Genomic DNA, 25698 nt, shown 5'->3' with positions numbered 1-25698 from the left:
TTCGCGGACCCGCGGCACAGGCGCGGCGCAACCGGTGCCAGCGTCAGCCGCGGAGCTGTTCCAGCAGCGCACGCGTCACCGGATCGTCGGCCTGCGCCTCACCGGCCAGCGCCGGCAGCAGGCGGCTGGCGACCTGCTTGCCGAGCTCCACGCCAAACTGGTCGAACGCGTTGACGCCCCAGATCACCGACTGCAGGAACACGCTGTGCTCGTACAGCGCGAGCAGCGCGCCGAACGACTCCGGGGTGAGTGCGTCGAGCAGGATCGTCGTGGTCGGACGGCCGCCCGCGTACGCCCGGTGCGAGTCCTCACTGGCCTGACCGTTGGCGAAGGCTTCGGTCTGCGCCAGCAGGTTGGCCTGCAGCGCGCGGTGGTTGTCGGGATACGGCGCGTCGGCGCGCACCACGCCGATGAAATCGGCCGGCACGATCGATGTGCCCTGGTGCAGCGCCTGGAAGAAACTGTGCTGCGTGTCGGTGCCCGCACCGCCCCACCACACCGGTACGGTTTCGACTTCGACCGGCGAACCGTCGATGCGCACCGACTTGCCGAGGCTTTCCATCACCAGCTGCTGCAGGTAATTCGAAAGCAGCTTCAGGCGCTCGTCGTACGGCAGCACGGCCTGCGTCGCGCAGCCGAGCAGGTTGCGGTTCCACACCGCGGTCATCGCGTGCCATGCGGCGAGGTTGCGCGGCAGCGGCGTGCGCAATACGTGCGCATCCATCTGCGCGGCACCGTCGAGCATCGACTCGAACGCGTCCATGCCGATAGCCAGCGCGATCGGGAAACCCACCGCCGACCACAACGAGTAGCGCCCGCCGACCCAGTCCCACATCGGCAGGATGCGTTCGGGCGGAATGCCGAAGGTGTCGGCGGCGCGTTGGACGTTGGCGGACACGGCGTACAGACGCTCGTTGCCGCCGAGCCAGTCGCGCAGGATCGTGCCGTTGAGCAGCGTCTCCTGCGTGCCGAAGGTCTTGGAGATCAGCACCGCGGCGGTGCGCTTCGGATCGAGTCCGGCCAACACGCGCTGCGCGGCGTGGCCGTCGACGTTCGACAGGAAATGCACGCGGAAGCGGCCCGGAGCCGGACCGCTCAGTGCATCGACCGCGAGGCGCGGGCCGAGGTCGGAGCCGCCGATGCCGACGCTGACGATGTCGGTGACGTCGCTCGCTGCCAGTTCATCGACCAGCGCGCGCATGCGTACACGGGCTTCAAGCGCCTGCGCATGCGCCTGCTTCGCGACCGGCGCATCGGACAGATCGCTGCGCAGTGCCGTGTGCAGCACCGAGCGGTCTTCGGTGACGTTGATCTTCTCGCCGTCGAACAGGGCCTTCAGCCGCGCCGGCACGTGCGCCGATTCGGCGGCGGCGAACAGCGCGGTCAGCGCGTCGCGGTCGTAGCGCTGGCGGGCGAAGTTGGCGTAGATCGGCCCGACACGGACGACGAAATCCTGCGCGCGCGCAGGATCGTCGGCGATCAGCTTCTGCAGCGGGGTGTCGAGTGCACGCCCGGCCTGGGCGCGGAGTTGGCTCAGACGGGCGTCGGTGCTCATTCGGCGGTCAGGCGGCCTGTGCCGGCATCGAGCGGTTGGTGTGCGTCAGCGCGTTGTGGCGGTCGACGTAGACCAGGGTCGGCTTGTACTTGGCCGCTTCGGCCTCGTCGCACAGGCCGTAGGCACAGATGATGACCAGGTCGCCCGGCTGCGCGCAGTGCGCGGCGGCGCCGTTGACCGAGATCACGCCACTGCCTTCCTCGCCGCGGATGGCGTAGGTGACGAAGCGCTGGCCGTTGTTGACGTTGTAGATGTGGATCTGCTCGTACTCGCGGATGCCCGAGATGTCGAGCAGGCGGCCGTCGATCGCGCACGAGCCTTCGTAATGCAGCTCGGCATGGGTGACGGTGGCGCGGTGGATCTTGGCCTTGAGGACGTTGAGTTGCATGGTGTTCGGCTCCGGCCGCGGACGTGCGGACGTGTGATCGGCCAAGTCTAGCAGCGCATGGCGCACCGCAACATCACCCCGCGCCGACGATTGCGGACGCGGATGGAACGGTTCAGGCCATCGCTGGGGGCCCTTGCCCGACCGTCGCCGGGCCGTCTTTCAGGTCTCGAATTCGAAGTTGTCGATCAGTCGGGTCCGGCCCAGCCGGGCGGCGATCAGGACGACCTGCGGACCGCGTTCGCCCTCGTCGGGCTCGGTCAGGTCGGGACGGCGGACGGCGGCGTAGTCCGGATCGAAGCCGTCGGCGCGCAGGCGTTCAGCGGCCTGCTGTTCGATCTCCGCGCGCGGCTGCCCGGAACGGAGGGCGGCCGCCATGCCCAACAGGCATTGGCGAATGCGGGAGGCGTGTGCACGCTCGTCGTCCGTCAGGTACTGGTTGCGCGAACTCATCGCCAGGCCGTTGCCTTCGCGGACGATGTCAGCGCCGACGATCTCGATGGGGAATGCCAGGTCGCGGACCATGTAGCGGATCACGGCCAGCTGCTGGTAGTCCTTGCGGCCGAACACGGCCACGTCCGGCTGGACCTGGTTGAACAGGCGCGACACCACCGTCGCGACACCGTCGAAATGGCCCGGACGATGCGCGCCTTCCAGCGTGGTGGTCACGCCCGGCACCTGCACGCGCACGGTCGCGTCGACGCCGTAGGGGTACATCGTCTCGACCGACGGCAGCCACACCGCATCGCAACCTGCGGCTTCCAGTCCGCGTGCGTCGGCCTCGGGCGTGCGCGGGTAACGGGCGAAATCCTCGTTCGGTCCGAACTGGGTCGGATTGACGAAGACGCTGGCGACCACGCGATCGGCGTGGGTTTTCGCGAGCTTCACCAGCGAGAAGTGGCCGTCGTGCAGGTTGCCCATCGTCGGCACGAAGGCGATGCGCAGCCCTTCGCGGCGCCACTGCGAGACGCGCGCGCGCAGCGCGGCCAGTTCGGTCAGGATTTCGATCATCGTGCTGTCTTTCGTCGCCGTGGTCAGGCGTAGGAATGTTCTGCGTCGGGGAAACTGCCTTCGCGGACGGCCGTCGCGTAGGCCTGGAACGCGCCGAGGACCGACCCGCCCTCGCCCAGGAAATCCTTCACGAAGCGCGGGCGACGGTGGCCCGAGTTGACGCCGAGCAGGTCGTGCAGCACCAGCACCTGGCCATCGCACTGCGGGCCGGCGCCGATGCCGATGGTGGGAATGGTCAGATCCTTGGTGATGGCGGCGGCGACCGGCGTCGGCACGCATTCCAGCACCAGCAACGTGGCGCCTGCGTCCTGCACGGCCTTCGCGTCCTCGCGCAGGCGTGCGGCGGCGGCTTCATCGCGCCCCTGCACCTTGTAGCCGCCCAGGCGCAGCACCGATTGCGGGGTCAGGCCCAGGTGCGCACACACGGGGATCTCGCGCTCGACGAGGAAGCGGATCACTTCGAGCTTGTGCCCCGCGCCTTCCAGCTTGACCATCGCCGCGCCCGCCTGCAGCAGCGCGGTGGATGCATCCAGTGCACGCTCGGGCGTGGCATCGGCCTGGAAAGGCAGGTCGGCGATCAGTAATGCCTTGTCGAGGCCGCGCGCGACGCAGGCGGTGTGGTAGGCGATGTCGGACGTCGTCACCGGCAGCGTGCTGTCGTGCCCCTGCACCACCATGCCGAGCGAATCGCCGATCAGCACCAGGTCGATGCCGGCGGCGTCCATCGTGCGCGCGAAACTGGCGTCGTAGCAGGTCAGCATCACCAGCTTGCGGCCGCCGCACTTGGCGTCGGCCAGCGCCGGCACGGTCCAGGGCTTTTCGTTGGGCGTTCCGCTGTACATGGAGGTTCAGCGCCGGAGCGAACGCTCAGGCGCGGTCGTGGGGTTGCGCATACGTTACCCCCTCCACCTCGGCGCTTTCCATCGCCGCCAGCGCCTGGCGGACCGGGCCGACGCCCGGCACCAGCGCATCGGGCGCGATTTCCGCCATCGGCACCAGCACGAACGCGCGCTCGCGCAGGCGCGGATGCGGCACGTGCAGGCCCGGTTCGTCGATGACGCGATCGCCATACACCAGCAGATCGAGATCGAGCGTGCGCGGGCCCCAGCGGTCGCTGCCATCGGCCAGGCGGTGGCGCCCGGCATGCCGCTCGATGTCGAGCAGGTCCAGCAGCAGTTCCTGCGGCGCGCGCGCGGTCTGCAGCATCGCCACCGCGTTGATGAAGTCCGGCTGGGCGGTCACGCCCCACGCCGCGGTGCGATACAGCGACGACGCGCGCAGCACGCGCGTGTCGGGCAATTCGTCCAGCGCCGCCAGGGCGGCGCGCACGATCGCGATGCTGTCGCCGAGATTGCTGCCCAGCCCGACGAAGGCGACGGCGGGATCGCTCATTCGTCGCCGGCGGCGCTCTTGCGGCGACGGCGACGGCGCTTGCGCGGCGCATCGCCCGACTCGCCATCGACGTCGGCCTGGCGCTGCGCATCCAGCTGCGCGCCCAACGCATCGCCGGGCTTTTCCTGCGCTTCGCGCCAGAACGCGACGTCCTCTGCGTGTTCGTCGGACGCGGCCATGCGCAGGTTGAGGAAATCGAACGCCGCGCGGAAACGCGGATGCGCGAGCAGGCGGAACACGCGCTTGCGCTGGCGCTGCGAGAAGCGCGACTGCAGCAGCCAGATTTCCTGCATCGGCAGCGAGAAACGGCGCGGCAATGCGATGGTCTCGAGCTGGTGCACGGTGACGCGGTCGGCGGCGCGACGCTGCGCCTCGGCCGCATGCACGCCCTGCGCCTGCAGCGTCGCCAGCGCGCGGCAGTAGGCCGGCCACAGCAGCAGCGCGAACAGGAATGCCGGGGAAACCGGCTCGTCGTTGGCAACGCGCGTGTCGGTGCCCTTCAGGCCTTCCAGCAACATGCGGCGCAGTGCACCGCTGCGGTTGGCCTTGAGCGCGGCCGCGGTTTCCGGCAGCAGTGCCTGCAGAAGGCCGTGGCGCTCCAGGCCGATGAAGCTCTGCACCGCATGGCCCGACAGGAACAGCTTCAGGCACTCCTCGAACAGTCGCGCCGGCGCGGCTTCGCGCAGCAGCGGCGCGAGTTGCGGGATCGGCGCGGCGGTCGCGGCCTCGATCTGGAAATCCAGCTTCGCCGCCAGGCGCACCGCGCGCAGCATGCGCACCGGGTCCTCGCGATAGCGCGTTTCCGGATCGCCGATCGTGCGCATGAGGCGGTTGCGCACGTCTTCGTAGCCGCCGGTGTAGTCGCGCACCGAGAAGTCCTCGATCGCGTAATACAGCGCGTTGGCCGTGAAGTCGCGACGAATCGCATCGTCCTCGATCGAGCCGTACACGTTGTCGCGCAGCACGCGGCCGCCTTCGTGCAGCTCGCGGTCGCCACTGCCGTCGTCGCTGTTGGCGCGGAACGTGGCGACTTCGATGATCTCGCGACCGTACACCACGTGCGCAAGCCGGAAGCGGCGCCCGATCAGTCGGCAGTTGCGGAACAGGCCGCGGACTTCTTCCGGCGTCGCGTTGGTGGCGACGTCGAAGTCCTTGGGATGGCCACCGATCAGCAGGTCACGCACCGCGCCACCCACGAGGTAGGCGTCGAAACCGCCCTCGCGCAGCCGGTACAGGACCCGCAGGGCGTTGGGGCTGATGTCGCGGCGCGAGACGTTGTGCTGGTCGCGCGGGACGATCTGGAAATGGGGTTGGATGTCGTGTCGCATCAGGCGGGCATGCCGCGGGTCCTTGGAAAGTAGGCCGTTGCCTGAGGCTACGGCGGCGCATATACTAGCAAGCCGCGTTACGTTGAGAGCCGACGCGGGGTTTACCGCTCCATCCGCTCCCATCGTCTAGAGGCCTAGGACACCGCCCTCTCAAGGCAGTAACACGGGTTCGAATCCCGTTGGGAGTACCAAATCCGAAGCCCGCGCAGCGATGCGCGGGCTTTTTCGTTGCATCCCGCACAGCCCCGGCTTGGGGTCGGCGGGGCCGAATCGCTAAACTATGCAGGTTGCCGCGGGCGCGACCCGCGGGCCTTTCTTCACGGAACCATCGCCATGCCCTTCGTCGTCACCGAGAACTGCATCAAGTGCAAGTACACCGACTGCGTGGAGGTGTGCCCGGTGGACTGCTTCCACGAAGGCCCGAATTTCCTGGTGATCGACCCGGACGAGTGCATCGACTGCACGCTGTGCGAGCCGGAATGCCCCATCAACGCGATCTACCCCGAGGACGACGTGCCGGCCGGACAGGAGGCGTTCGTCGCGCTCAACGCGGAACTCTCCAAGGCCTGGCCGGTGATCACCACCCGCAAGGACCCGTTGCCCGACGCGAAGGACTGGGAAGGCAAGCCGGGCAAGCTCGACAAGCTCGAGCGCTGAGCACGGACGGTCCGGCGCGCGACGCGGTTCGCGCATCCGGACACCGCAATGAAAACGGGCGCCTCGCGGCGCCCGTTTTGCGTTGCATGATCCGGAACCGCTCAGCGGCCGGTGAGCGTGGTGCGCAGCGCGTCGATCAGCTTCTTCGGCGCGTCGCCCGTGGCCGGCAGGCCGCGCGGGTCGACGGCGGACACGTAGGCACCGTCCTCGGCGCCGGCGACGCGGACCAGGAAGTTGCTGCCGTCGAAAGAGACGTCGTACACGCCCAGCGCCTGCGCGCTGCTGGTGACGGTCACACCCGGCACGGCGGCGAGCGCTTCGCCGACCTTGGCGAAGGCTTCATCGCGGCTGCCCGCGACGGTGAAGCCGCCCGAGGCCTGGCCGGAGTTGATCGCGCCGGCGGCGGCCTGCGAGGGCACGTTGACGGCGGTGTCGGTGCGCGGCAGATCGAGGTCCGGCGGCACTTCCAGCGGGCGCGTTTCCGGGCTCTGGGCGTACAGCTTGTCGGTCTTGCGGAACCAGCTGCAGCCGGAGCCGAGCGCGATGCCGGCCAGCAACACAGCGGCCACGGCGGCGCGGGACAGCGAAACGTTGGAACGCATGTAAGTCTCCTGCAGGGGTTCAGGCCACGAGCGATTCGCGGCTTTCCAGTTCGAGTTCGCCGACCAGCGCGGCGATGTTCGCCGCCGTGTCGGCATGTGCCGCCGACAACGGCAGCAGCGGCAGGCGCAGCCCGTGACCGATGCCCTGTCGCGCCAGCAGCGCCTTGACGGGGATCGGGTTGGGCTCGACGCCGAGGAAGTCGTAAGCCGGCCACATGCGCGCATCGAGCGCCTGCGCGGCGTCGCGCTGGCCACCGCGCGCGAGGTCGGCCAAGCGGCGGAAGGCGCGCGGCAGCACGTTCGAAGCGACGGAGATGACGCCGTCCGCGCCGGCCAGCATGGAACGGCAGGCAGTCGGGTCGTCGCCGCTCAGGACCGAAAAGCCCTCGTCCTTGAACGCCAGCAGCGCGGCCATGCGCTCAGCTTCGCTGCGCGCTTCCTTGATGCCGACGATCTGCGGATGCGGCGCGAGTTCGGCCACCGTTTCCGGCAGCAGATCGCCACCGGTGCGACCGGGCACGTTGTAGAGCACGAGCGGCAATGCGCCGTCGTCGGCGAGGGCGCGGTAATGCGCGATCAGGCCAGCCTGTGTCGGACGCACGTACGGCGGCGTCACCACCAGCGCGGCATCGGCGCCGAGCGCGGCCACGTGGCGCGTGAGTTCGATGGTCTTGGCGGTGTTCGACAGACCGGTGCCGGCGAGCACCGGAATGCGTCCGGCGACGCGTTCAACCGCGCTGCGCAGGAGCGTGTCGTACTCGGCGTCGAACAACGCGGCGGCCTCGCCGGTGGAACCGGCCACGACGATGGCCTGGGTGCCGCCTTCGAGCTGCGCGTCGAGCAGGCGCTGCCAGGCGTCGAGGTCGATCTCGCCGGTCGCCGTGAAAGGCGTCGCCAACGCGGTGATACTGCCGGAAAGTCGCAAGGTTCCGTGTCCGTCTGCAGGAGTTTCCGCGCAGTCGCGCGGGCCGTTGATGCGGGGCCGATCGCTCAGCGATCTCCCGGGAATTGCCCGGGATGTTACTTGCGGCCCGAAAGCGCGGGCAAGTATGCTGCCCGCAAGCACAAGCCCCTCACGGGCCACCATTCAGTATCCGGGCCCCAGGGCCCACCAGGACAGGCGCCGCCTTGACCGATTCCGCTGCCCGGCCGTCGCCGAACGAAAACCACCTCCTGATCAACGCCTACACGACGCATCCGGAGTCGCCGCTGCTATCGGTGACGCGGCGCATCGCCGATTCGGGCTGCAATCTGGTGGACGCGCGCCTGGCCACGGTCGGCCGCGACGTCTCGGTCACCGCACTCGCGGTGGGCTCGTGGGACTCGGTCGCCAAGCTCGAAGCCATGCTCACCCGCCTTGAGCGCGAGGAAGGCCTGAAGCTGGTGTGGTACCGCACCGGCGCCAAGCAGGCGCAGTCGAACCTGCTGCCGTACGTGGTCGAGGTCGTGGCCGCCGACAAGCAGGGCATCCTGTTCCAGCTGGCCGACTTCTTCGACCGCCAGGGCATCACCATCGAGAGCCTGCACAGTTCGCGCTACCGCGCCATGCAGACCGGGGCGGAGATGTTCTCGGCGCAGATCACCATCGGGGTGCCGTCGAGCATGCACATCGCCGCTCTGCGCGACGATTTCCTGGAATTCTGCGACCACCTCAACCTCGACGCGATCATGGACCCCATGAAGTTCTGATTGACCGATTGCGCAAAGCCCCGCGACAAGGCAACGTGGCAGGCAGAGGTCTACGCAGTACCGAAGAGAGAGCGATGCTGGACACCGGCGACCGAATCCCGAAAGACGTCTCCGCCCTGCCCCTGGCGCTGTCCAGCGGCGAAACCACACGGCTCAAGGACTTCGCCGGGCAGTGGCTGGTGCTGTACTTCTACCCGAAGGACAGCACGCCCGGCTGCACCACCGAAGGCATCGACTTCAACGCCCTGCTGCCGAAGTTCCGCAAGCTCGGCGCGACCGTGCTGGGCGTCTCGCGCGATTCGATCAAATCCCACCAGAACTTCTGCGCCAAGCAGGGATTCAAGTTCGACCTGGTCAGCGACGCCGACGAAGCGCTGTGCAACGCGTTCGGCGTGATCAAGGAAAAGAACATGTACGGCCGCAAGGTGCTCGGCATCGTGCGCAGCACCTACCTGATATCGCCCGACGGCGTCATCGCCCAGTCATGGAGCCCGGTGAAAGTCCCCGGGCACGCCCAAGCCGTGCTCGACGCCCTCAAGGCCGCCGCATCGCAGTGACCCACCTCGCCCGCCCCTCGCCCTGTCGTCCCGCCCCGCGGGCCACGGCAGCGTCGCCGTGCGCGCGTGGCCCGCACCTTGCAACACCCCTTCGCAGTCCGTTCTCCACGCACAACCCGCATCGGAGTGTTCGATGACCAGAAGCAAGCGGATCTACGTGCTAGACACCAACGTCCTGATGCACGACCCGACCGCGCTGTTCAAATTCGAGGAGCACGATGTCTTCCTGCCCATGCAGGTCATCGAGGAACTCGACAACGCCAAGAAGGGCAACTCCGAAGCCAGCCGCAACGCGCGCCAGGTGAGCCGGTTCCTCAACGAACTGATCGAAGGCACCGGCACCGACGAGATCTCCACCGGCATCCCGCTCAGCCGACCGCAGGGCCTGCAGCTGCGCGGCGCGCAGAGCATCGGCAAGCTGCGTTTCCAGACCCGCGACTTCGACGCCGGCCGCCGCTTCGGCGCGGTGATCCCGGACAACCACATCCTTGGGTCGATCCTCTCGCTGAAGGAAAGCGACCCCGGCGTGCCGGTGGTGTTCATCTCCAAGGACATCAACCTGCGCATCAAGGCGTCGATCGCCGGGATCGTGTCGGAGGACTACGAGAACGACCGCGCGCTCGACGACTTCAGCCTGCTCTACACCGGCGCGACCGCGCTGCCGGAGGATTTCTGGCAGCGCTACGGCAAGGACCTGAAGTCGTGGACCGAGAAGGGTCGCACCTTCTATGAGATCAACCGCCAGGAGAACGACGACTGGCATCCGAACCAGTTCCTGTTCCTGCCGGGCGACGACGAATCGGAGATGAAGGTCTCGCGCCTCAACGACGAGAAGGTGGTGCTGCAGATCGTCGACGACTACCGCCACCACCAGCACGCGGTGTGGGGCATCGCCGCGCGCAACCGTGAGCAGAACTTCGCGCTCAACGCGCTGATGGACCCGGAGATCGACTTCGTCACCCTGCTCGGCACCGCCGGCACCGGCAAGACGCTGCTCGCGCTCGCCGCGGGCTTGGCGCAGACGATGGACCAGCAGCGCTACCGCGAGATCATCATGACCCGCGCGACGGTGAGCGTGGGCGAGGACATCGGCTTCCTGCCCGGTACCGAAGAGGAAAAGATGACACCGTGGATGGGCGCGCTGACCGACAACCTGGAAGTGCTCACCCACAACCAGGAAGGCGGCAGCTGGGGCCGCGCGGCGACCAACGACCTGCTCGCCAGCCGCATCAAGATCCGGTCGCTCAACTTCATGCGCGGCCGCACGTTCCTCAGCCGCTGGTTGATCCTCGACGAGGCGCAGAACCTCACGCCGAAGCAGATGAAGACGCTGATCACCCGCGCCGGCCCCGGTACCAAGATCGTGTGCCTGGGCAACGTGGAGCAGATCGACACACCGTACCTGACCGAAACAACCTCGGGCCTGACGTATGCGGTGGACCGCTTCAAGAACTGGGAGCACAGCGCGCACGTGACGCTGCGTCGCGGCGAGCGTTCGCGCCTGGCGGATTACGCGTCCGAGGTGCTCTGAAGGGACTACCACTCTCACAGTGCACGTTGTTGATTTTCCCTTCTCCCCTTGCGGGAGAAGGTGGCGCGAAGCGCCGGAAGAGGGGTGCGCGCAGCAGTCGCGCGCTTCGCGCCCCCCCCTCTCCCGCCATGCTGCGCATGGCGACCTCTCAGCTCTGCACTCCCTGCGGTCGCCGCAAGGGGAGAGGTGGAAGCAAACATGCTCTCCAACCTCCATTGCACAATGCCCTCCACACACACGCCGAGCCGAGGCCTCCGTTGATCACGCGATTGCCCACCTGGGTCTGGGTCGGCGCCGCCAGCCTCGCGCTGGTGGCGGGCATGGTGAACGTCGTCGGCTACCTCGGCTTCGAACACCAGGCCGTGACGCACCTCACCGGCACCACCACCCTGCTCGGCGCGGCGATCGCGCATGGCGATGCGCGATCGAGCTGGCACCTGCTGATCGTCGTGCTGTCATTCGTCGGCGGCGCCGTGCTCAGCGGTTTCATCATCCAGGACAGCACGCTGCGACTCGGGCGCCGCTACGGCGTCGCGCTCGCGATCGAAGCCATCCTGCTCGCAACGGCGGTGCCGCTGTTCGAACGCCAGCAGATCGCCGGCGCCGCGCTCGCGGCGATGGCCTGCGGCCTGCAGAACGCGATGACCGCGACCTACAGCGGCGCGCTCGTGCGCACCTCGCACCTCACAGGCATGTTCACCGACCTGGGCGTGTTCCTCGGCCATCGCCTGCGCGGCGTGCACGCGGAACCGCGCCGCCTGTGGCTGTGCCTGGCGATCATCGGCGGCTTCCTCGCCGGCGGCGTGATCGGCGCGCTGCTGTTCCCGCATTTCGCCTACCGCACGCTGTACCTGCCCGCGCTGCTCACCGGCGTCACTGGCGTGGCCTACGCCGCCTATCGCCACCGTCGCGGTCCGGCAGGCACACTGTCGCCATGAACGACGCCACCCTCCCGCCCTGCGCGCTGACCATCGCCGGCTCCGACTCCGGCGGCGGTGCCGGCATCCAGGCCGACCTGAAGACCTTCGCCGCGCATCGCGTGCACGGCCTCAGCGCGATCGCCGCGCTCACCGCGCAGCACACGCGCGGCGTCACCGCGGTGCACGTGCCCGACGTCGGCTTCCTGCGCGCGCAGATCGACGCCTGCTTCGACGATTTCGCCATCGGCGCGGTGAAGCTGGGCATGCTCGCCAACGCGGAGGTGATCCACGCCGTCGCCGACGCGCTCGCGCATTACCGCCCCGCGCACGTGGTGCTGGACCCGGTGATGGTGTCCACCTCCGGCGCGCGCCTGCTCGAAGCAAGCGCACTCGACGCGCTGCGCACGCGGTTGATCCCGATGGCGACGCTGGTCACGCCCAACCTGCCGGAAGCAGAACTGCTGATCGGCCGCGGCATCGACGACCTCGACGCGATGCATGCCGCGCTCGACGCGCTGCGCGCACTCGGCGCGCGCGCGGTGCTGCTCAAGGGCGGCCACCTGCCGGCCGCTGCAAACGGTGAAGTCGTCGATCTGTTCGCCGACGGCGACACGGTGCACGGCTTCGCACACCCGCGCCTGCAGGTGGACGCGCACGGCACCGGCTGCACGCTCGCGTCCGCGGTCGCGGCGCGGCTGTGCCTGGGCCACGACCTGCGCCGCAGCTGCGAGGGTGCGGCCGACTACGTGCATGCGGCGCTGCGCGGCGGCTACCGCCCCGGGCGCGGCGACGTCCTCGTCCTCGACCACTTCGGAGCCGGCGCGCATGGATGACGTGACCAAGACCGTGCGATCGCTCGAACTCGACGCCGAAAGCGCCGACGGCCATCGTTACCAGGTGATCGCGCGCGTGCCCACGGCACCGCGCGCGAGCCTGCTGTGGCTGCCCGCGCTGGGCATCGCCTCGAAGCATTACATTCCCTTCGCCGATGAGCTCGCCGCGCGTGGCATCGCGGTGTTCCTGCACGAATGGCGCGGCGGCGGTTCCAGTTCGCTGCGGGCGACGCGCGACAGCGACTGGGGCTATCGCGAGCTCCTCACGCTCGACGTTCCCGCCAGCGAAGCGCTGGTCGAACAGCACGCGCCCGGCGCACCACGGATCGTCGGCGGACACAGCCTCGGTGGACAGCTCGCCTGCTGCCGGCTCGGCCTCGCGCCGGGATCGGCGCAACGGCTGTGGCTGGTCGGCAGCGGTGCGCCGTACTGGCGCGCGTTCCCGCTGCGCACGCGCTGGTGGCTGCCGTTCGTCTACCGCTTCCTCGCGTGGCTGGCCGATCACCACGGCGCCCTGCCCGGTCGCCGCATCGGTTTCGGCGGACAGGAAGCGCGCGGCGTCATCCGCGACTGGAGCCGTACCGGCCTGAGCGGTCGTTACGCCGGTGCCGGCATCGACGTCGACCTGGAAGCGGCGATGGCCGCGCTCGCGATCGATGCGCACGCGGTCGTGCTCGACAGCGACTGGCTCGGCCCGGAATCCTCGCTGCGCTTCCTGCTGTCCAAGCTGCGCCGCAGCGCGACGCGCGTCGATGTGCTCGGCGCGGCCGCGCTGGGCACGCGCGCGGACCATTACGCGTGGATGAAGCAGCCGCAGGCGGTCGCCGCCGTCCTGATCAACTGACGTCCCACCACCGTTTGTCACCGGCGCGACCGTACCGGCCGCCGATCTGCGTTCCCCCAGAACGAGGACCGTCTTCCCGTCGTACGACGAGGGGACGGGCCGGATCCCGGCCAACGCAGCCGGGCTGACCAAGCGGTCCCGCCGTCGCGGGGGCGCGCACCACGGGGGGCTCGATCGAATGGGCAGATGGATCGTCAAGGCACCGGCGGTATGGATCGCCGTCAAGCTGGTCCTGATCGCGGTCTATCTGCTCGGCACCAACCGCATGCTGGCCGAGCGCGTGGCCCACATCGGGCTGCAACCCGGCCTGGCGGTGTTCGCCGCGGTCTGGCTGTTGTGCGTGCTGTCGATGCTGGTACTCGCGTTCCACGCGCGCCCGCTCGCGCGTGTCGTGTGGAGCGCGGTCTTCTTCCTGTGCAGCACCTTCAACCTGGCGCACGCGCTGATTTCCTCGCGCCACCTGGGCCTGACCGAGTTCGAACAGCTGCTGGGCCTGATCGGCTTCATCGGCAACCTGACGGGCTTCCACGATGCGGAAGTGATCGAAGCGGCGGCGTGGTCGCTGCTGGGCGTGGTCGCGATCAACCTGCCGCCGTGGCTGGAAGCCTCGTCCATCCGATTCCGCCTGCCGCGCCTGCTGGCGCGCAATGCCGGCGTGCTGCAGCTGCTGCCGGTGCTGGCGATCGCCGGCATCCTGTACCTGCGCGGCGGCGAAGGCTCCAACGGCTTCCCGGGCCAGTACAACCCGGCCGCCTTCGCGACGGTGCTGGGTGCCGAGAAACTGCTGGCGCCGGCCGCGCCGCAACGCGAGGACATCGCCCGTCGCCACGCGGGCACGCGTCCGCTGCGGCACGTGGTGCTGGTGATGGACGAAAGCGTGCGCGGCGACTACGTGGACCTCAACGTCGACGACGGCGTGGAAACCGGCCTGCGTCCGCTCGGCGCCGCGCTGTTCAATTTCGGCGTCGCGGCGTCCTCGGCCAACTGCTCGTCCACGTCCAACGCCAGCGTGCGCTACGGCGTCACGCGCGACAGCTACCTGCGCGACCTGCAGGTCAATCCCTCGTTCTGGCGCTACGCGGCGCAGGCCGGCTACCGCACCATCTACCTCGACGCGCAGCGCGAGGGCGGCAAGCTGCAGAACTTCATGGACGAGCGCGAAGTCGCCGAGATCGACGAGTTCGTGCAGGTCGATACCGGCTTCGCGCCCGAACGCCGCGATGTCGAGGCAGGCCGCCTGCTCAACCGCATGCTCGCGCGCGAGCGCCCCAGCTTCATCTACGTCAACAAGATGGGCTGCCACTTCCCATACGAAGGCAAGTACCCGGCAGACGCGACGCTGTACTCGCCGACGATGGACCGCACGTACTTCTCCAACGAAGTCGACCCGGACGATTCCGGTTACCGGCTCGCCGAGAACGCCGAGCAGCGCTGGCGCCAGGTCAACAGCTACCGCAACTGCGTGGCATGGAACACGCGCACGTTCTTCCGCGAGGCGCTGTCGGGCATTGCGCTGGAAGAAACGCTGATCCTCTACACCGCCGACCACGGCCAGAATTTCCACGAAGACGGCAGCGCCGGCATGCAGACGCACTGCACCATCGGCCCCGCCTCGCCCGGCGAAGGACGCGTGCCGCTGGCCGCCGTCACGCGCCATCCGCAACTGTCCGCACGCCTGCGCGAAGCCGCGCAACGCAACCAGGACAAGGCCGGTCATTTCAACATTTATCCGACGCTGCTCACGCTGATGGGCTATGGCGCACCGGCCGCGGACGGCAATTTCGAACCGGACCTGTTCGCCACGCTGCCCGACCGATCGCCTGCGTTCCTGTCCACCTACTTCGTCCGCTTCGGCCGCGAACCGGTGTGGAATTCGATCGGCAAGCCCGCGCAACTGCGCGATGGCCTGCAGCAGGCGCTCGCCGGCGATGAAGACAAGGCCATCGCCGCGAGCGGCGCCAGCGGATCGGATTAGGACTCAGGTGTGGTAAGCGCGCTTCGACGAAGCGCGCTCAAGCGCGCGCCGGTGCCAGCATTCCGTCCGCACGCGTGCGTCGCACGCGCGGCACCGCGACCCGGCGCGATGCGGAGCGATAGCCATCCGGGTTCATCGACTGCCAGCGCCACGCATCCCGGCACATGTCGTCGACGTCGTGTTCCGCGCGCCAGCCGAGCAGTTCGTGCGCCAGCCCCGGATCGGCGAACACGGCGGCGGCGTCGCCGCTGCGGCGTTCGACGATCTCGTACGGAATCGTTCGCCCGCAAGCGCGTTCGAACGCGTGAACCAGTTCCAGCACGCTCACGCCGCGACCGGTGCCGAGGTTGACGGTGAAGCTGCGATCCGCGCGCGCCATGCATTCCAGCGCATCGACGTGCGCGCGGGCAAGGTCGACGACGTGGATGTAGTCGCGCACACCGGTACCGTCGACGGTCGGGTAATCACCGCCGAACACGCGCAGGCGATCGCGCAGTCCGACCGCGACCTGGCAGATGTAGGGCATCAGGTTGTTCGGTTCGCCGCACGGATCCTCGCCGATCAGCCCCGAGGCGTGCGCGCCGACCGGATTGAAGTAGCGCAGGTTGGCCGCGCGGAATTCCGGATCGGACTGGCACAGGTCGCCGATCAGCTGTTCGGCGACCAGCTTGGTGCGTCCATACGGATTCATCACCTGCAGGCCCGCGTCCTCGCGCACCGGAACCTGTGCCGGCTCGCCGTACACAGTGGCCGATGAGCTGAACACGAGACGGCGCACGCCGGCCTGCTGCATCGTCTGCAACAGCACGATGGTGCCGCTGATGTTGTTGTCGAAATACTCCAGCGGACGACGGCAGGAATCGCCGACCGCCTTGAGCGCGGCGAAATGCAGCACTGCGTCGAAACGGTACGCCGCGAACAGCGCACCCAGCGCCTGGCGATCGCGCATGTCCACGCGATGCACCGGCACAGGCGTGCCGATCAGCCGCTGCAGTCGCGGCACCACGCGCGGCGAACTGTTGACACCGCTGTCAGCGATGACGACATGGTGGCCGCGCTCGGCCAGCGTCACGCAGGTGTGGCTGCCGATGTAACCGGCTCCACCGCATACGAGGATTCGCATCGAATGACGCCCCTACCCTGACAGGACGACGCACCGCGAACGCGCCCACGCGCATCCGCTGTGCACATGCACCCTGCCGGCATGCGCAGGTTGCTCCCCGGACGCCGGTTCCCTCCGGTGTCCTGTGTCTTGGAACGCAGGACGCGGCGAATTCCGGCAGCCCAATCCGGCGAGCCTTCCGACAGGCGGCGCGGCACGTCCAGATGGCCGGATCGCGGCCTCCGTCGCGTTGCTGGATATCGAGATGCAAGGGGGTTTCCGACATGCCACTGTTCCGCCTCGTAACCACCATCGCCCTGGCGATCGTCCTCTCCGCGTGCGCGTCGTCCGGCGGTAGCGCCGGTGCGCCGCCGCCGGCGGAGAGCGAGAACCTGGTCGATGCCTACCAGATCGGCATCGACGACATCGTGCAGGTCTCGGTGTGGCGCAATCCCGAACTCGGCATCACCGTCCCGGTGCGCCCGGACGGCAAGATCTCGGTGCCACTGGTTGGCGACGTCGCGGCCGGCGGCCGTACGCCGGGCGAAGTCGCCAAGGAAATCCAGACCAAGCTCGCCGTCTACGTGCGCGATCCGCAGGTGGCGGTGATCCTCACCGACCTGCGCAGCCATGAGTACCTCTCGCGCGTGCGCGTGACCGGTGCGGTGCGCCAGCCGATCTCGATCCCGTTCCGTCAGGGCATGACGGTGCTCGATGCCGTGCTCGCCGCTGGCGGCGTGACCGAGTTCGCCGCGCCGGCGAAGTCCGACCTCTATCGCAAGACCGGCGGAGGCACGCGCAGCTACGCGGTGCGCCTGGACCACATCCTCGAGGACGGCGACCTCACCACGAACTTCAAGGTGGCGCCGGGCGACGTCATCACCGTTCCGGAACGCACGCTGTGAACGGGTCGTCGATGGACCTGGTGGTCCCGGAAACCCGTCCGTCCGCGGTCGCGGCGATGGTGCCGGTCGCGTTCGAGGAATGGCGCCGCCGTCCCGTGCTTCTGGCGACGGTGTTCACGCTGATCGCTTTGGCGGCGCTTCTGTTCGGCCTGCTGCTGCCGAAGAAGTACAACTCGCAGACGACGATCCTGGTCGAGGAAAGCAACATCATCAAACCGCTGATGGAAGGCCGCGCCGTGCCGACCAGCACGGTCAGCCGCGCCGCGATCACGCGCGAGGTGGCCTTCAGCCGCAAAGTGATGAACGACATCCTGCAGACCGGCGGCTGGATGGCGAAGAACCCGACGCCGTTGCAGCAGGACCAGATCATCGAGCTGATCACCAGCCGCACGATCATCTCCAATCCGCGCGACAACCTGATCCGCGTGTCGTACACCGACACCGACGCGTCGCGCGCGCACGCGGTGACCAAGCGCTTCGCCGACCTGATCATCCAGGAAAGCCTGGCGACCAAGGAACGCGAGAGCCGCGACGCCTACGACTTCATCGATTCGCAGGTGCGCGCGTACCACAAGAAGCTCATCGACGCCGAATCCAAGCTCGAGGCCTACCGCAAGTCCAATCCCGACGCGCGCCCCGGCATCGACGGCGACGTCAACTCGCGCATCGGCGAGCTGCGCCGCATGGTCGACACCTCGCGCATGGAGCTGATGGACCTGAATTCGCAGGGCAACGCGCTGGATTCGCAGCTGTCCGGCGAGAACGAGATCAACGTCGTGCAGACGCGCTCTGGCCAGCTGCTCGCGCGCATGGCCGAGCTGGAAGCCGAGCACGACCGCCTGCTGATGAACTACACCGAGCAGCACCCCGACGTGGTCCGCGTGCAGCACCAGATCCGCGACCTCGAGGACGAACTGCGCCGCGAGGACGCGCGCCAGCAGGCGCGCAAGACCGCCGGCACGGCGGCGCCCGCGCCCGACGGCAGCGGCACCGCGCTGGGCGGCTCGGCGTCGTTCAATCCGCTGTACGGCGAAATCAAGAGCAAGATCTCCGAGAACCGCCGCCAGGCCGCTGCGGTGAATTCGCGCATCAGCACCAGCCAGGCGCTGCTCGACCAGGAACTGGCGCGCAGCCGCCACATCGCCGCATCGGAAAGCACGATGGCCGAGCTGTCGCGCGACTACGAAGTCAATCGCGATCTCTACCAGGACCTGCTCAAGCGCCGCGAGAACGCGCGCGTGTCGATGAGCCTCGACGCGGAACAGCGCGGCCTGAGTTTCCGCATACAGGAACCGGCGAGCTATCCGCTGCGTGGCGTCGGCCTGCGCCTGGTGCACGTGGCGAGCGCTGGCCTCGGCGCCGCGGCGCTGGCACCGCTGGTGCTCCTGTTCGGTTTCGTTCGGCTCGATCCGCGCGTGCGTTCGCCGTTCCAGATCGAAACCGCCTCGGGATTGCCCGTGCTCGGCGCCGTCCCGCGCTACGCCACCGCTCCGTCGCGGCGCCAGGGGACCCGTCGCTACGTGATCGCCGCGATGATCTTCCTGCTGGTGCCCCTGATCTACGGCCTGACCCTCGTCCTGAAACTGGTGAACACCTGATGAGCGCGCCTCAACCCGTTCCCGATCTCGACGCCGGCGCCTGGGACCAGGCACGCGAACGCGACGGCAAACATGCCATCACCCGCGCAGCCGGCGCCACGGCGCTCACGCCGAGCCAGCTGGAAGACCGCGCGACCATCCACCGCGGCGCGGTCTCGCGCCCGGAAGTGGACGCGTTCCGCGAACTGCGCACGCGACTGCTGTCGGCGATGGAAGGCACCTTCGTCGCACTGGTCGTGCCGGTCAGCACCGGCAGCGGCGGCAGCTTCGTCGCGCGCAACCTCGCCACCGCGATGGCCTTCGACGAAACCAAGAGCGCGCTGCTGGTCGATTGCGACCTGCGTCATCCGTCGCAGGACGCGACGATGCAGATCGACACGTCAGCAGGCGGGCTGGTCGAGTACCTGGAGAACCCCGACGGCGAACTGTCGGACGTGATCTACGACACCGGCGTCAACGGTCTTCGATTGATCCCGGCCGGCACGACGCGCGAGTTCGGGTCCGAATACTTCTCCTCGTTCCGCATGCGCCTGTTGCTGGATTCGATCCGCAGCCGGCACCCGGATTGCTACGTGTTCCTGGACGGTCCGCCGGTCCGCGGCACGCCCGACGCGCGGATCCTCGCCGACATCGCCGACGTGGTGATCCTCGTCGCCGGTTACGGGCGCGACACCGCGGCGACGATCGCGCAGGCGGCGGCGAACTTCGAACCGGGCAAGTTCGCCGGCGTCGTCTTCAACGAAGGCGTGTGACCTCCCTGGGGGATACCGAATGGTCAGCGGAAGACTCATTCCGGTCGCGGGCCCGGCCCGTCGATCCGCACTCTGCATTGCCCTGCTGACCGCGATCCCTCCGGGAGCGCGGGCGGCACAGATCAACTATTCGATCGGCGGCCGGGTCGAACACAGCGACAACATCGCGCTGACCGAAACCAACCCGCAGGAAGAAAGCACGCTCGGCACGGACCTCGCCTTCGACATCGTCCAGACCGGCCGCAACACCAGCTTGACCGCGCGCGGTGGCGCCGAGTACCTGTACTACACCGGCGACATCTTCGACGACGACCTCCGCGCCAACCTCGTCGGCACCTTCACCTGGGACACCTGGCAGAACCGGCTCAAGTTCATCCTCGAGGACTACGCGAACTACGAGCCGATCGACGTCCTCGCCGCCGACGCACCGAACAACCAGCAGCAGGTCAACGTGTTCGTCGCCGGCACGCAGTTCAACCTGCGCCCCGGCGCGGCCACGCGCATGCGCCTGGACCTGCGCTACAACAACTACTGGGCCGAAGAGACCGACGACTTCAACGGCGATCGCTACAACGCCGCGTTCACGCTGTGGCAGGAGCCCGGCCCGACCACGCGTTTCGCCTTCACCGTCGAAGGCAGCGAGGTCAAATACGACCAGGTGAGCCTGGACACGCTCGGCGCCGACTACCAGCGCCTGGACACGTACTTCACCTGGAACCGCAACCTCGCCAACCTCAACCTCGAGATGCGCGCGGGCTACTCGTGGATCGAGTTGACCGACTTCAACACCAAGGACGACGCGCCGCTGTTCCGCACCGTGTTGACCTGGCGTGCGAGTCCGCGCAGCACGCTCGACGCGGCGCTGTACTACCAGTTCTCCGACGCCGCGCAGGAGCTGATGACGGACGCGACCAGTCCGACCGGCGTACCGCTCGAAGGCGGACCGATCACGCCGCCGGCATCGCCCGACCCGAGCGACGTGACCATCGGCCCGGACCTGTACCGGCAGCGTCGCGTCGAAATCGGCTACCGCTACGACGGCGACCGCCTGAACGCGAGCGTGCGCCCGTACTACGAAGACAACGACTACATCGATCCGACTGCCGAAAGCGAAGGCAGCTACGGCATCGGCATCGGCCTGAGCTGGAGCATCCAGCCTTCGCTGTTCCTCACCGGCTCGCTCTCCGCCGGCTACCGCACCTTCGACACTTTCGACCGCGACGACGACGACTTCTCGGTCTACATCGGCCTGGTCAAGGTCTTCACCCGCCACTGGAGCGTCGGTTTCGACCTGCGCCACCAGGAACGCAACAGCAACGTCCCCGAAGCGAGCTATGACGAGAATGCTGCCATCCTCAGCGTTCGCTATACCCGCTGAGTCCGCGGTCGCCGCCGTCGCCGACAAGCGCATCCGGCTGCTGCTGCTGACCGACACGCCGGTGCTCGCGCCCGGCGGCAGCGAACGTTTCCTGCAGAACCTCGCGACGAGGCTGGCATCGGATCGCTATCGGATCACGCTGGTGCAGCTGCACGAGCAGAAGATGCCGGGCAACCACGGCCACGAGCTGCTCACGCGCTCCAACCTTCGCCTGCTGTCGCTGCCCGTGCACGCGGTGTACGACCGCAGCGGCCTGCGTGCCTGGATGCAACTGGCGCGGATGCTGCGCTCGGAGCGCTTCGACGTGGTCCAGTCGCAGCATGAGAAGGCCGACATCCTCAACGCGCTGCTGCCGCGCCGGAACGGCACGGTGTACATCTCCAACCGGCGCGACATGGGGTTCAAGAAGAGCACGCGCCTGCAGCACCTGTTCCGTCGGCTCAACCCGCGTTACGACACCGTCGTCGCGCCGGCGCGGCAGATCCTCAGCGGGCTCGCACTGGGCGAAAGCCTCGATCCTCTGCGCATGACCTGGATCCCCAACGGCGTGGACACGCGCCGTTACGCACCCGCGCCATTGCAGCGCCGGCTCGATGCGCGCTGCGGCCTCGGCCTCGATGCGGACGACATCGTGTTCGGCTGCGTCGCGCGGATGCAGCCGGTGAAGCGCCATGTCGATCTGCTCGATGCATTCGTCGACGTGCATCGCTCGATCCCGAACGCGCGCCTGCTGCTGATCGGCGATGGTCCGTTGCTGCCCGAAGTCCAGTCGAAGATCGCCACGCTCGGCCTGCAGGACTCAGTGAAGCTGCTGAGCTTCCGCGACGACGTGGACGAACTGCTGGCGGCGATGGACGTGCTGGTGCTGCCCTCTTCCAGCGAAGGCATGTCGAACGCGATCCTCGAAGCGATGGCCTGCGGTCTGCCGGTGGTGGCGACCGCGGTCGGCGGCAACCTGCATCTGGTGCAACACGAGATCACCGGCCTGCTGGTGCCGCCGCACGATCCGATCTCGCTCGCGGCCGCGCTGCACGGACTGGCTGAGTCGGCGCACGTGCGCCGGCGCATGGGCCTGGCCGCGCGCGCGCGCATCGAACGCGAATTCTCGCTGGACAGCATGGTGCTCGCCTTCGACCAGCTCTACCGGCGACTGCTGGGTCGGCCATGAACGCACCGCGGCCCTTCGCGCTGCAGGTCCGGTCCAGCGCCGGCCTGTATGGCGCCGACCGCGTCGTGCTCGCGCTCGACCGGGCGCTGGCGCGGCAGGGCGTGCGTGGACGCCTGCTCAGCATCAACAACTACCGCATGCACGACCAGCCGCTGCACGATGCGGCGTCGACCGGCGGGCAGGACGCAGTACTGCTGCCGTGTCGAGGGCGCGTCGATGCCAGTACCGTGCTCGCACTGGCGGCGCAAGTCGGTGCGACACGCCGCGACGGCCACGTCCCGGTCGTCCACGTGCACGACTACAAGAGCGCCTTCTACGCCTGGCTCGCGACGCGGCGCGAATCCGCGCCATTGATCGCGACGCTGCACGGCTGGGTCGAGAACTCGACCTCGCTGCGCCTGTACACGCGACTGGAACTGGCGCTGCTGCGCCGCTTCGACGCCCTCGTGGTGGTCGCGGCGGAACAGGCCGAACGGCTGGTGCGCAATGGCATTCCGCGCTCGCGCATCCGCCACGTCGACAACGGGATCGACTGCCCGCGGCGGGACGACGACGCGGCTTCCGCGCTTCGCGCTCAACTCGGCCTGTCGCCGTCGGCACGCGTGTTCGCCGCAGTGGGACGGCTGTCGCCGGAGAAGAACATCGCCCTGCTGCTGCGCGCCTTCGCCGGCGTCGCGGCGCGCGATGCCGATGCAGTGCTGCTGGTGATAGGCGACGGGCCGCAACGCGAAGCACTGGAATCGCTCGCTTCGGAGCTGAAGCTCGATGCGCGTGTGCGCTTCCTCGGCCGCCGCACCGACATGCCCGCCCTCTACAGCCTGATGCATGCGCTGGTGCTGCCTTCCCTCACCGAAGGCATGCCGCTGGTGGTGCTGGAAGCGATGGCCTGCGAAGTGCCGGTCGTCGCCAGCGCGGTCGGCGACGTGCCGCGCCTGCTCGAACGTAGCGAGCACGGCCGCGTCGTCCCGCCGGCCGACCTTGGCGCGCTGGAAGCGGCGCTGCTCGATGCCTGCGCGCAGCCCGCGCGACGCGACGTCGCCGCGCGCCGCCACGTGCTGGAACATCATTCCTCTCAGGTCATGGCGCGCGCGTACCTCGACCTGTACGCCACGCTGCTGGAGAAGTCCCATGCCCGGCGCGCGTCCTGATTCCGGCTCGCGCTTTCCGCTGGCCGCACGCGCCCTGCGCGGTGCGATGCCGACCGCGTCGCACGCGGCACCGCCGCGCGCAGGCGTACCCGGAAAGGCCATCCCCGCCGCACGTCCACGGACCGCCCGCGCACCGCGCAACTGGGCGCTGTACCTGTTCCTGATCCTGCTGCCGCTGCAGAACATCACCGCCGGCTACCTGCCCAACATCGGCGGCGGCTTCAACTTCCTCAACATCATGTTCCTGGTGTCGCTGTTCGTCGCGATGGCGCAGGGCGGCAAGCTCGCACCCGGCGAGACAGTCAACACCTGGACGATGCTGTACGCGGTGTACATGGTGCTGTCGATGCTGGTCGGCTTCCACTTCGTGGAAGATCCGGCCAACCATTTCAACCAGCTCAAGGACCATCTGGTCGGCCTGTTCGTCGTCTTCGTCGTGCAGATGAGCGTGCGCGACTGGAACGGCGTGCGCCTGGTGGTGCTGGCCACGCTGGTGCCGCTGCCCTACATCGCCAAGGTGGTGTGGAACCAGCATGTCAGCGTCGCCAGCACGCACTACACCGACGACCTGCGCATCAGCGGCACCTTCGCCCTGCTCGGCGCCAACGAGTTCGCCGCATTCTGCGTGACCGTCGCGGTGGTTCTGTTCGCGCTGCTGCTGGCGTGCCGGCTGTCGCGGCGTTGGCGGATCATCCTTGCTGGCGGCATCGCCTGCATGGTGGTGGGCGTGCTGTACGCCTATTCGCGCACGGCCTACATCAGCCTGATCATGGGCATGGTGGTGGTGATCATGGTCTGGCGCGGCCGCATGAAACTTATCCTGCCGCTGATGCTGGCCGTGGTGCTGCTGCCCGCCGTACTGCCCAAGTCGGTGGTCGAGCGCTTCGACAGCACCACGGTCGAGGAAGGCAAGCGCGACGAGAGCACGGAGCTGCGCATCGAATACTGGAAGATCGCCTGGGCCAACTTCCTGCGCAATCCGGTGGTCGGAACGGGTTACCACACCTTCCACCATCGCGAGATCAACCCGTACGGCCGTGACACCCACAACCTCTACATCCGCATGCTCAGCGAGGGCGGCGTGCTCGGCGCGATCGTGCTGCTCGGGATCCTGATCGCGGTGCTGCGCACCTCGCTGCGCGAACTGACCCATTCCCAATCCGGCACCTGGCGATACGCGCTCGCGCTCGGGCTAATGGGCGCGTGGGTGTCGATGGTGATCAGCAACCTGTTCGGCGACCGTTTCACGTATTACCCGGTAGTCGCCTATTTCTGGGCCTACGTGGCCCTGGTCGTGAAGGCGCGCCACCTGCCGCCGGAGGAACCGAACCGATGATCGCCGAACTGCGCGCATGGCTGCGCTACGCACTGGCGCTGGGCAGCCACTACAGCGGGATGGACGCGCTGTATCGCCGCCTCAGCGGCGCGGGGCTGGTCATCCTCATGCTGCATCGCCTGCGCGACGACCACGACCCCTACCCGCTCAGCCTGTCGCGCGCGCAACTGCGGCAGATGGTCGCCTGGCTGCGCGGCCGCGACGCGCTGGTCGGACTGGGCGAAGGCCTGCGCGAACTCTCGCCCGTCGCCACGCAACGCGTGCGCTACACACTGACTTTCGACGATGGCTATCGCGACAACCTCGGACTGATCGATCCGCAACTGGGCCAGGTGCCGGCAGTGGTGTACGTCGCCACCGGCCACATCGGCGGCGAACCGATCTGGGCGTATCGGCTCGTGCATGCGGTGGAGTCGCGCAGCCGCGACCAGATCGACCTGGGCGGTCTCGGGCTTGGCCATTTCGACCTGGCGCTCGCCGACGATCGCCAGCGCCTCTACACGCTGCTGCCGCCGCGCCTGAAGCAGCTGGAACCGGCCGAACTCGAAGCGTGGATCGACCACGTGTGCGAGCAGGCGCGGCCGCGTCCGTTGCCGCACGAGCATCGCGAGATGCTCGAATGGAACGACGTGCGGCGACTCGCCGCGGGCGGCATCGAGATCGGCGGGCACACCTGCAGCCACGCGATCCTCAGCCGCCTCGACGAAGCCGCGGCGAGCGAGGAGATCGGCCTGTCGCGCGCGAGCATCGAGGCCGAGCTCGGCGCGCCGCCTCGCCACTTCGCCTATCCCAACGGCAGCGCCGCCGATTTTGGCGAACGCGACGTACGGCTGGTGCGCGAAGCGGGCTTCGAGACGGCGACGACATCGATCGAAGGCATCAACCGTCCCGGCGCGGATCCCTATCGCCTGCTGCGCTTCAACGTGCACGAACAGCGCTTCCTCGCGCCGTCCGGTCGACTGTCCAAGGCGCTCTTCTTCAGCGAGACCAGCGGCATGCTGGGCTGGCTGCGCAGCATGAGGGCCGCCTGAC

24 protein-coding genes, 1 tRNA gene and 1 pseudogene are annotated in these 25698 nt (G+C 68.4%); 17 read left to right on the top strand and 9 right to left on the bottom strand.

The genetic code is table 11. The features are described 5' to 3' along the window. Nucleotides 1-43 precede the first annotated feature (43 nt). The 6 genes and pseudogenes from pgi to pcnB form a co-directional block, all read right to left on the bottom strand. Nucleotides 44-1555, bottom strand: a complete 1512-nt coding sequence (gene pgi / locus FOF45_RS13160) for a glucose-6-phosphate isomerase (protein WP_158985575.1) — start codon at nt 1553-1555, stop codon at nt 44-46. 7 nt (nt 1556-1562) lie between these two features. Next, nucleotides 1563-1943, bottom strand: coding sequence for an aspartate 1-decarboxylase (gene panD / locus FOF45_RS13155; RefSeq protein ID WP_158985573.1), 381 nt, complete (start codon nt 1941-1943; stop codon nt 1563-1565). A gap of 159 nt (nt 1944-2102) precedes the next feature. Next, a complete protein-coding gene (gene panC / locus FOF45_RS13150; RefSeq protein WP_158985572.1) occupies nt 2103-2951 on the bottom strand; it encodes a pantoate--beta-alanine ligase in 849 nt (282 codons plus the stop codon). A gap of 23 nt (nt 2952-2974) precedes the next feature. After that, nucleotides 2975-3793, bottom strand: coding sequence for a 3-methyl-2-oxobutanoate hydroxymethyltransferase (gene panB, locus FOF45_RS13145; RefSeq protein WP_158985570.1), 819 nt, complete (start codon nt 3791-3793; stop codon nt 2975-2977). A 25-nt stretch (nt 3794-3818) separates the two neighbouring features. Then, on the bottom strand, nt 3819-4343 hold the full coding sequence (gene folK, locus FOF45_RS13140; protein WP_158985568.1) for a 2-amino-4-hydroxy-6-hydroxymethyldihydropteridine diphosphokinase: 525 nt from the start codon (nt 4341-4343) through the stop codon (nt 3819-3821). Continuing rightward, a pseudogene (gene pcnB, locus FOF45_RS13135) lies at nt 4340-5644 on the bottom strand (polynucleotide adenylyltransferase PcnB); the annotation flags it as partial. The gene folK and the pseudogene pcnB, both read right to left, overlap by 4 nt. A gap of 142 nt (nt 5645-5786) precedes the next feature. Between pcnB and FOF45_RS13130 the strand changes: the two are divergent. Further along, nucleotides 5787-5862, top strand: a tRNA-Glu gene (locus FOF45_RS13130). Nucleotides 5863-6004: 142 nt separating this feature from the next. Next, nucleotides 6005-6328, top strand: coding sequence for a ferredoxin FdxA (fdxA, locus tag FOF45_RS13125; protein WP_158985564.1), 324 nt, complete (start codon nt 6005-6007; stop codon nt 6326-6328). A 101-nt stretch (nt 6329-6429) separates the two neighbouring features. On the opposite strand, the gene FOF45_RS13120 is transcribed toward fdxA, so the two are convergent. Further along, nucleotides 6430-6930: a hypothetical protein gene (locus FOF45_RS13120; protein ID WP_158985562.1), complete on the bottom strand. Its 501-nt coding sequence runs from the start codon at nt 6928-6930 to the stop codon at nt 6430-6432. 19 nt (nt 6931-6949) lie between these two features. Beyond that, complete coding sequence (dapA, locus tag FOF45_RS13115; RefSeq protein ID WP_158985560.1) at nt 6950-7855, bottom strand: 4-hydroxy-tetrahydrodipicolinate synthase; 906 nt, start codon at nt 7853-7855, stop codon at nt 6950-6952. Nucleotides 7856-8058: 203 nt separating this feature from the next. Between dapA and FOF45_RS13110 the strand changes: the two genes are divergently transcribed. From FOF45_RS13110 to FOF45_RS13080, 7 genes are all read left to right on the top strand, one after another. Beyond that, entirely contained in the window at nt 8059-8619 is a 561-nt protein-coding gene (locus FOF45_RS13110) for a glycine cleavage system transcriptional repressor (RefSeq protein WP_158985558.1), read from the top strand. 74 nt (nt 8620-8693) lie between these two features. Beyond that, a complete protein-coding gene (locus FOF45_RS13105) occupies nt 8694-9176 on the top strand; it encodes a peroxiredoxin (RefSeq protein ID WP_158985556.1) in 483 nt (160 codons plus the stop codon). 133 nt (nt 9177-9309) lie between these two features. Beyond that, nucleotides 9310-10707 (top strand): PhoH family protein, encoded by a 1398-nt coding sequence (locus tag FOF45_RS13100; RefSeq protein ID WP_158985554.1) that lies wholly within the window; start codon nt 9310-9312, stop codon nt 10705-10707. Nucleotides 10708-10964: 257 nt separating this feature from the next. Next, nucleotides 10965-11645: a YoaK family protein gene (locus tag FOF45_RS13095; protein ID WP_158985552.1), complete on the top strand. Its 681-nt coding sequence runs from the start codon at nt 10965-10967 to the stop codon at nt 11643-11645. Further along, complete coding sequence (thiD, locus tag FOF45_RS13090; protein WP_158985551.1) at nt 11642-12460, top strand: bifunctional hydroxymethylpyrimidine kinase/phosphomethylpyrimidine kinase; 819 nt, start codon at nt 11642-11644, stop codon at nt 12458-12460. The genes FOF45_RS13095 and thiD overlap by 4 nt, the downstream gene beginning before the upstream one ends. Next, nucleotides 12453-13304, top strand: a complete 852-nt coding sequence (locus FOF45_RS13085; protein WP_158985549.1) for an alpha/beta hydrolase family protein — start codon at nt 12453-12455, stop codon at nt 13302-13304. The genes thiD and FOF45_RS13085 overlap by 8 nt, the downstream gene beginning before the upstream one ends. Nucleotides 13305-13482: 178 nt before the next feature. Continuing rightward, nucleotides 13483-15279 carry a sulfatase-like hydrolase/transferase gene (locus FOF45_RS13080; RefSeq protein WP_158985547.1) on the top strand — a complete coding sequence of 599 codons (1797 nt, stop codon included), beginning with the start codon at nt 13483-13485 and terminating at the stop codon, nt 15277-15279. Nucleotides 15280-15316: 37 nt separating this feature from the next. Here the strand turns inward: FOF45_RS13080 and galE are convergent, their stop codons facing one another. Beyond that, the gene (galE, locus tag FOF45_RS13075) at nt 15317-16402 is read right to left on the bottom strand and encodes a UDP-glucose 4-epimerase GalE (protein WP_158985545.1); all 1086 of its coding nucleotides are present in this window, start codon (nt 16400-16402) and stop codon (nt 15317-15319) included. 263 nt (nt 16403-16665) lie between these two features. On the opposite strand from galE, the gene FOF45_RS13070 reads away from it, so the two are divergent. From FOF45_RS13070 to FOF45_RS13035, 8 genes are read left to right on the top strand one after another with little or no spacing between them, the layout of a single operon-like run. Further along, nucleotides 16666-17286 carry an XrtA/PEP-CTERM system exopolysaccharide export protein gene (locus FOF45_RS13070; RefSeq protein ID WP_158985543.1) on the top strand — a complete coding sequence of 207 codons (621 nt, stop codon included), beginning with the start codon at nt 16666-16668 and terminating at the stop codon, nt 17284-17286. A gap of 11 nt (nt 17287-17297) precedes the next feature. Continuing rightward, nucleotides 17298-18884 carry an XrtA system polysaccharide chain length determinant gene (locus FOF45_RS13065; RefSeq protein ID WP_158985541.1) on the top strand — a complete coding sequence of 529 codons (1587 nt, stop codon included), beginning with the start codon at nt 17298-17300 and terminating at the stop codon, nt 18882-18884. Further along, nucleotides 18884-19636 (top strand): P-loop NTPase family protein, encoded by a 753-nt coding sequence (locus tag FOF45_RS13060; protein ID WP_158985539.1) that lies wholly within the window; start codon nt 18884-18886, stop codon nt 19634-19636. The genes FOF45_RS13065 and FOF45_RS13060 overlap by 1 nt, the downstream gene beginning before the upstream one ends. Nucleotides 19637-19655: 19 nt before the next feature. Beyond that, complete coding sequence (locus tag FOF45_RS13055; protein WP_158985537.1) at nt 19656-21014, top strand: outer membrane beta-barrel protein; 1359 nt, start codon at nt 19656-19658, stop codon at nt 21012-21014. Next, nucleotides 20980-22182: a glycosyltransferase gene (locus FOF45_RS13050; protein WP_158985535.1), complete on the top strand. Its 1203-nt coding sequence runs from the start codon at nt 20980-20982 to the stop codon at nt 22180-22182. The genes FOF45_RS13055 and FOF45_RS13050 overlap by 35 nt, the downstream gene beginning before the upstream one ends. Further along, nucleotides 22179-23330: a glycosyltransferase gene (locus FOF45_RS13045; RefSeq protein ID WP_158985533.1), complete on the top strand. Its 1152-nt coding sequence runs from the start codon at nt 22179-22181 to the stop codon at nt 23328-23330. Before FOF45_RS13050 ends, FOF45_RS13045 begins: the two co-directional genes overlap by 4 nt. Beyond that, entirely contained in the window at nt 23311-24666 is a 1356-nt protein-coding gene (locus FOF45_RS13040; protein ID WP_158985531.1) for an O-antigen ligase family protein, read from the top strand. Before FOF45_RS13045 ends, FOF45_RS13040 begins: the two co-directional genes overlap by 20 nt. Continuing rightward, a complete protein-coding gene (locus FOF45_RS13035; protein ID WP_158985529.1) occupies nt 24663-25697 on the top strand; it encodes a polysaccharide deacetylase family protein in 1035 nt (344 codons plus the stop codon). The genes FOF45_RS13040 and FOF45_RS13035 overlap by 4 nt, the downstream gene beginning before the upstream one ends. Nucleotide 25698: the final 1 nt, after the last annotated feature.

This window comes from Lysobacter panacisoli (assembly GCF_009765165.1).
Lineage (GTDB): Bacteria > Pseudomonadota > Gammaproteobacteria > Xanthomonadales > Xanthomonadaceae > Lysobacter_J > Lysobacter_J panacisoli.
The sequence above is the reverse complement of the archived record's forward strand: the minus strand, read 5'-3'. Positions and strand labels throughout refer to the sequence as shown.